We start from the raw sequence: 6,425 nt of genomic DNA on the forward strand, positions 1-6,425 counted from the left end.
AGACCTCATGATCCGGCATTCCGCCGACGGCTTTCAAGAGTCTATGCGCATAGATTCGATTCCGCGATCAGGAGGCGGTTTTCCAGGAAAGGGCCCGCCGTGTCAGGAATCCCACAAGCCGGTCCACGAGGAATCCGGCAACGAGCAGCGCCGTGATGGCGGCAAAGGTACCTGCGGTGTTGAATGTTCCGGCATTCATGGCCACCAGGAATCCGAGGCCCCTGTCCCCGGCAAGCATTTCGGCGACAACAACGCCGACGATCGCCTGCGGCACGGCCAGCTTCATGGCCGCGACCACCCAGATCAGCGCCGACGGCAAGCTGACGCGGAACAGGACGTCGGCGCTGCTTCCGCCCATCACCCTGACCGAATTCACCAAGGCCGTGCTGACGTCCCTGATGCCGAAGGAAGTGTTGTTGAAGATGAGGAAGAAAACAATCGTGCTGGACGTCAGCACACGCAGCTCCGAGTTGATGCCAACCCACATGATGAACAACGGAATCAGTGCGTGCTTGGGCATGGTGTAGAGGGCCGTAATAAACGGCTCGAAGATCACGGCCAGCTTCTTCGACTGGCCCAGGATGCAGCCCACCGCGAGCCCGGCGAGTCCACCGCACAGCAGCCCCAGGGCTGAGTCCTTAAAAGTGCTTGCGGCGTGGTAGAGGAGGTCCCCGTCGACGATCCAGGACCAGAGCTCGGGGAAGATTTCCGATGGACGGCTGATCAGCAAGTCGTCGACAAAGCGCCCCGCACCAATCTCCCAGAGAACGAGGAAGGCGATGACAATGAGGAACTGCGGCAGCCGCACGCTCCATTGCTGGGCGGTCCTGCGGCGCCCCTGGCTCTTTGCCTGCCCGGCTGCCTCCACCCGCAGGTTCTTGTCGGTGGTCATGGTGCCCATGGAAGATCAGCCCTCGTCCACTGTCGATGCGCGAAGCTTCGCTGTATGCAAAATGTCGTGCAGTTCCCGCTCCACGGCGAAGAACTCATCCTCGAACCGCAGGGTGGAAAGGTCCCGTTCCCTGCCGAAGGGAATCCCGATGTCGGCCACGATGCCGCCGGGCGGTCCGCCGCCGACGACAAGCACCCGGTCGGACAGCGCGGCCGCCTCGGCAATGTCATGGGTGACGAAGAGGACCGCCTGGTTCAGGCGTGTTACGGTCTCGCGCAGCTCGGCATGCATTTGCTGGCGCATCTGCGCGTCCAGCGCCGCAAACGGCTCGTCCATCAACAGCAGCGCGGGTTCGTAGATCATGCTTCTGGCCAACAGCGCCCGCCGGCGCATGCCGCCGCTGAGCTGGCCGGGGAAGAGCCCACCGGCATGTTCGAGGTCCAGGATGCGCAGGTAGTTATCCACCTTGGACTTGATCTCGGCTTTTGGCACCTTGCGCAGGCGCAACGGCAATCCAATGTTGGCCGCAACTGTCCGCCACGGCAGCAAGGTATCGTCCTGGGTCATATAACCGGCGGACGTATTGAATCCGTTGATCGGCCGTCCGCCGAAACGGACGTGTCCACGCCGCGGCCGCAGTAGTCCTGCGGCCAGGTTCAGGATCGTGGTCTTGCCGCACCCGCTGGGGCCCAGCAGGGTCACGAACTCGCCCGCCCGGACCTCGAGGTCTACATCGCGTAGGATATCCTCCCGGTCCCCGAAGCCGATGCCCAGCCCGCTGACTTCGAAGATCACGCTGCCGGTCTCAACTTGGGTTGCCCGGGCATCCATTCCAGCCCCACCATTTTCCAGCATGCCGATCCACCTTAGGATTCGCCACGTGCCGGCGGCGCGACCAGGTCTTCGTACTTAATCGTCGAGAAGTCCTTCTCGGAGGTCGCCTGGAACAGTTCCTTGTAGACGTTCCAGCTGTCCCGCGTGAAGTTGGCCCCCTCCGGAAAGCCGCCCTGGGCTTGCTCCCACGCCGTGTCGAAGACGTTCTTGTCCAGGTCGGTGAACGTCTTGTTATGCAAGACCTGCCCCACCTGATCCGGATTCTCTTCGACCCGCCGCTGTGCATCGGCCAGCGATGCATGGAAGGCAGCTACCGCATCCGGGTTCTTCTCCAGGTAGTCCCTGGTGGTGACCAGCACCACGCCGACGAGGTCCTTGAAGGACTCGATGTCTCCGCGCGGCAGGGAAACCCACAGCTCCCCCGAGCCATCGGCGATGTTCACATCCGCGATGCCGACACCGAAGAAACTGCCGTCGAACTGGCCCCGCCGGATGCCTGCGACAATCGCGGAGGGATCGTTGACCGGCACGATGCTCAGGTCCTTGTCCGGGTCGAGGCCGTACTGCTTCACGAGGTAACGCAGGGTCGAATTGCTGCTGGACCCTGGCGGTGAAGTCGCAATGGTCAGTCCGCGCAGGGCCTTGATGCGTTCCTCCACGGGCGCCTCAGGGCTGACTCCCAGCCCCTCGGCAACCTTCGAATTGAGCACAATATTATTGATCAGACCCCCGGTGCCGCCGACAACGACGAGGTTGGCCCCCTCTGCGTTGGCATCCACCAAGGTTGCCGTGCCGATGCCGACGACGTCGAAGGAGCCGGAACGCAGGGCGGCAACGAGGTTGGTGCTCCCGGCTCCGCCCATGGTTGGGACCATGTCCAAGCCGTGTTCCGCGTCGATGTCTTCCTGGATCACGTAGTTGATGAGCGCTGTGTTGAAAGTAGGGATGGCCAGGCCGACCCGCACGGCCGCCAGCGAATCCCCCGGCTCCGACGCCGAGTTCCCCTTGGCCGCGTCCGGGCCTGCGCAACCGGCGAGCAAGAGGGCAGCTGCGGCCACGACGGCAGCGAATCTGGAACCGGCCGTGCCCGGGAATGGGTTCTGCTTCACGAGTGCCTCCCCGACAGAACGAATAGAACTTATTAATCATTAATATGATTTATATCGCTGGTCAAGACCCCGCCAACTGCCGTCCGGCAATCCTTGACCGGAACTTGTCGACAGATCTAAGTTAACTATATGGATCATGACCAGCAATTTGAAGCGGGGCGGGGATCCGGCTTCCCGCACTTGTTCTCACCGGTGCAGATAGGGCCGATGAAGCTGCGGAACAGGGTCATGATGCCTCCGCACAACTCCGCCATCGGCAATCTCTGGGGAACGGACGAAAGCGACGCGGACCGGACGATCGCGTACCTTGAATCCCGGGCCAAGGCCGGCGTGGCCTGGATCGGCGGGGTCACCGGACGCATCCAAAACCAGTTCATTCCCGGCTTCGAGCCCTCGGGCATCAGCGCGGAAACGAAGGGCTATTTCAGGCTGCCGTACTTCGTCGACCGGGTGCAGCGGGTCACGGATACCCTGCACGCCGCCGGCGCGGTCGTCACCTGCCAGATGACCATGATCGGCGGCTTCCCGCACGCGCCCTCGGCCCGCCTGAGCTCGCCTGTCAGCAACCAGCTGCCGCACGTGCTCACCGCCCGGGAAATCGCCTGGTTCGTACAGGAGTACAGGTTCTCCGCCGGGCAGGCCCTGCGTGCGGGGCTGGACGGCATCGAACTGCATGTCAACCACGACGACCTGCTGGAATGGTTCCTCTCCCCGCTGACCAACCACCGCCAGGATGCCTACGGCGGCCCGCTGGAGAACCGCGCACGCTTCGTGGTGGAAACACTCGCCGCCATCCGCGACGCCGTCGGCAGTTCAATGGCCGTCGGCGTCAGGCTGAACCTCAGGGAAGAGGTGCCCGGCGGGTACGATGCCGCAGGCGGCATCGAGATCGCCCGGTACCTGGAATCGACCGGCCTGATCGACTTCATCCATGCCGTCGTCGGCACCCCGTGGGGCAACCCGAGCTACATCCAGCCACATTTCTTCGATGCCGGCCAGTGGTCGGACCTGGCCGGGGACCTGCGGCGCGCTGTCTCGCTGCCGGTGGTACATACCGGACTGATCAACTCCCCCGAGACCGCCGAGGCCATCCTGGCCTCGGGCCATGCCGACGTCGTCGGCATGGCCCGGGCGCACATTGCCGACGGCGAACTCCTGGTCAAGGCCGCCGAGGGCCGCACCGAGGAGATCCGGCCCTGCGTGGGCGGCAACGAGTGCATCAACCGCCGCTATGTCGACGGGCTGCCCTTCGGCTGCGCCGTGAATCCGCATACCAGCAACGAAGTCGAGGGGCCGTGGCTGCGCTCGGCCAGCCCCAGGCGTCTCCTGGTCATCGGCGGCGGTCCGGCCGGGCTGGAACTGGCAGCCCTCGCCGCCGAGAGCGGCCACAGCGTGGACCTGTGGGAAGCACAGGGCCGGCTGGGCGGACAGCTGCGCATCGCCGCCGCCGCGCCGCGGCACGAACGCTTCGGCCGCTACCTTGACTGGCAGCAGAACCGGCTCGCGGACCTTGGCGTCAAGATCCGGCTGAACCATGCGGCCACCGTGGACGACGTCCTGGCCGAGGGCGCCGACGTCGTGGCCGTTGCCACCGGGGCCTCGGCACGGCGCCCGCCGGTTCCGGGCGTCGATGAGGCGCATGTTCTGGAGATCCGCGATGTCCTTACCGGCAGGGCCACCGCCGGCGAACGGGTCATCATCGTGGCGCAGGACGACCATATGCCGCCGTTGGCCCTGGCCGACCACCTCAGCTCGCGCGGCCACCAGGTGCGGATCATCTACGCCACGAACGGCCCGGCCCAACTGCTGGGACGCTACATAGTCGGCGGCATCCTGGGCCGGCTCAGCGCGCAGAAGGTGCAGTTCCGCTTCATGGAGGAAGCCACCGCCATCACCGCGGGCACCGTGACCACACGCAACGTGTACTCCGGCGTCGAGGAGCAGCTGGACGGCTTCGACTCCGTGGTGCTGGCCTGCGGCGGAGTTTCGGAGAGCGCGCTATTCGAGGAACTGAGCGAACGCCGCGGCAACGTCCACCTGTTGGGCGATGCCTTTGCGCCCCGCCGGCTGGTGTTCGCGACCCGCCAGGCCTATGCACTGGCCAAGATTCTCCAGGGCCCTCCGGCACCGGACGTCCTGGCAACCGGGAGGACGACCAGTGGGTGAAGAAACTTTGACCATCAGCGGTCCGGGCACCGCCGGCCGCCGGCCGCTGGACCTGGCCGCGCTGCTCGCGCCGCGTTCCATCGCGATTATCGGCGCCTCGGGCAACGAGGGCGGATATTCGTCGCGCAGCCTCGCCAACCTCCTGCGCACCGGCTATTCGGGACGGATTTTTCCCGTCAACCCGCGCTACGAGGAACTTGAGGGGCTGCGTTGCTACCCCCGGGTGGGCGACATCGAGGAACCTGTCGACGCGGCGATCCTGCTGGTCCGTGCCGAGCTGGTGCCGCAGGCGGTGCGTGACTGTGCCCGCGCCGGCGTCAAGTTCATCACGGTCTGCTCGGCCGGTTTTGCCGAAGACGGCGAGGCCGGGCGGATCCGCCAGCAGGAACTCGTGGACCTGGCCCGGGGCCATGGCAGCCGGCTGCTTGGACCCAACTGCATCGGCGCGGTGAGCGTGACGGACAACGTCGTTGCCTGTCCGACGCTGAACATCACCGGCGCCCATACCGCCGGGCACATCAGCATCGTCAGCCAGAGCGGCGGCATGGCGGTGAATCTCTTCAACCGGGCCCAGGGGCGCGGCATCGGGATCCGCGGATTCGTCAGCGTCGGCAACGAAGGCGATGTCGATGTGGCGGACCTGGTTGACGCGTTCGCCGGTGACCCGCACACCAAGGTCATCGCGCTCTTCGTGGAGGAACTGCGGGATGTCCCCGCGTTCCAGGCCGCCGTGGCCAAGGCGCACCGGGCGGGCAAGCCGGTCCTGGCCCTGAAGGTGGGCCGCTCGGACGCAGGGCAGCGCAGCTCGCTCAGCCACACCGGCGCCATGGCCGGCTCCCACGCCGTCTTCCGCAACGTGATGGAGCAGCTGGGCGTCCTCGAGGTCGATTCGGTGGACGCGCTGATCGACACGGCAGACCTCATGACGCGGGTCCCGGTGCCGGCGTCGAACCGGGTGCTGATCGTGTCGCCGTCCGGGGGCGAATGCAGCTACGCGGCTGACCGGGCCAGCGAACTTGGCCTGGACGTCCTGGCCTTGTCCGAGGAAACGGTCCAGGCCCTGTCCCGGACCATGCGCTTCGGCACGCCCAGCAATCCGTTCGACCTCACCGGCCAGGTCATCGGCAACATGGAATTCCTGCTCAGCGTCCTCGCCGAACTCGAGCGTGCGCCCGAATTCGACATGGTGCTGTACGCGATCCCGACCTGGGGCGCCCATGATGCCGAACGGCTGCTGCCGGGCTTCATCAAGGCGGCGGAATCGAGCACCAAGCCGACGGTGATTTCTGCCTGGACAGCTGCCAGCCTGACCGAGCGGGGCGGGGAACTCCTCGCGGCCAGCAGCGCCGCCCACTTCGCCTCGGCCGACGCAGCCCTGGCGGCACTGGCCCACCTGGCCCGCTGGGGCGCCCTGCATGCGGGCG

General features: G+C 65.9%; 5 protein-coding genes. 2 read left to right on the top strand and 3 right to left on the bottom strand.

The window, feature by feature from the left end; translation table 11 throughout:
* Positions 1-67: 67 nt before the first annotated feature.
* The 3 genes from ACFQ36_RS02085 to ACFQ36_RS02095 are packed head-to-tail and all read right to left on the bottom strand — an operon-like array spanning position 68 to position 2,835.
* Complete coding sequence (locus ACFQ36_RS02085; protein ID WP_377010106.1) at positions 68-901, bottom strand: ABC transporter permease; 834 nt, start codon at positions 899-901, stop codon at positions 68-70.
* 6 nt (positions 902-907) lie between these two features.
* Entirely contained in the window at positions 908-1,747 is an 840-nt protein-coding gene (locus ACFQ36_RS02090; protein WP_377010108.1) for an ABC transporter ATP-binding protein, read from the bottom strand.
* An 11-nt stretch (positions 1,748-1,758) separates the two neighbouring features.
* Positions 1,759-2,835, bottom strand: coding sequence for an ABC transporter substrate-binding protein (locus tag ACFQ36_RS02095; RefSeq protein ID WP_377010110.1), 1,077 nt, complete (start codon positions 2,833-2,835; stop codon positions 1,759-1,761).
* Between the two features lie 129 nt (positions 2,836-2,964).
* Here ACFQ36_RS02095 and ACFQ36_RS02100 point away from each other — a divergent pair, with 129 nt between their 5' ends.
* Both ACFQ36_RS02100 and ACFQ36_RS02105 read left to right on the top strand, forming a co-directional pair.
* On the top strand, positions 2,965-5,001 hold the full coding sequence (locus tag ACFQ36_RS02100) for an FAD-dependent oxidoreductase (RefSeq protein WP_377010112.1): 2,037 nt from the start codon (positions 2,965-2,967) through the stop codon (positions 4,999-5,001).
* On the top strand, positions 4,994-6,425 hold a 1,432-nt coding region (locus tag ACFQ36_RS02105), incomplete at its 3' end, for an acetate--CoA ligase family protein (protein WP_377010114.1). The genes ACFQ36_RS02100 and ACFQ36_RS02105, both read left to right, overlap by 8 nt.

The organism is Arthrobacter sp. GCM10027362 (assembly GCF_042679445.1).
GTDB lineage: Bacteria > Actinomycetota > Actinomycetes > Actinomycetales > Micrococcaceae > Crystallibacter.

Excerpts from the sequence above, each read along its gene's own strand:
- ACFQ36_RS02090 (WP_377010108.1), bottom strand. The coding sequence starts at position 1,747 with ATGCTGGAAAATGGTGGGGCTGGAATGGATGCCCGGGCAACCCAAGTT.
- ACFQ36_RS02085 (WP_377010106.1), bottom strand. The coding sequence starts at position 901 with ATGGGCACCATGACCACCGACAAGAACCTGCGGGTGGAGGCAGCCGGG.
- ACFQ36_RS02100 (WP_377010112.1), top strand. The coding sequence starts at position 2,965 with ATGGATCATGACCAGCAATTTGAAGCGGGGCGGGGATCCGGCTTCCCG.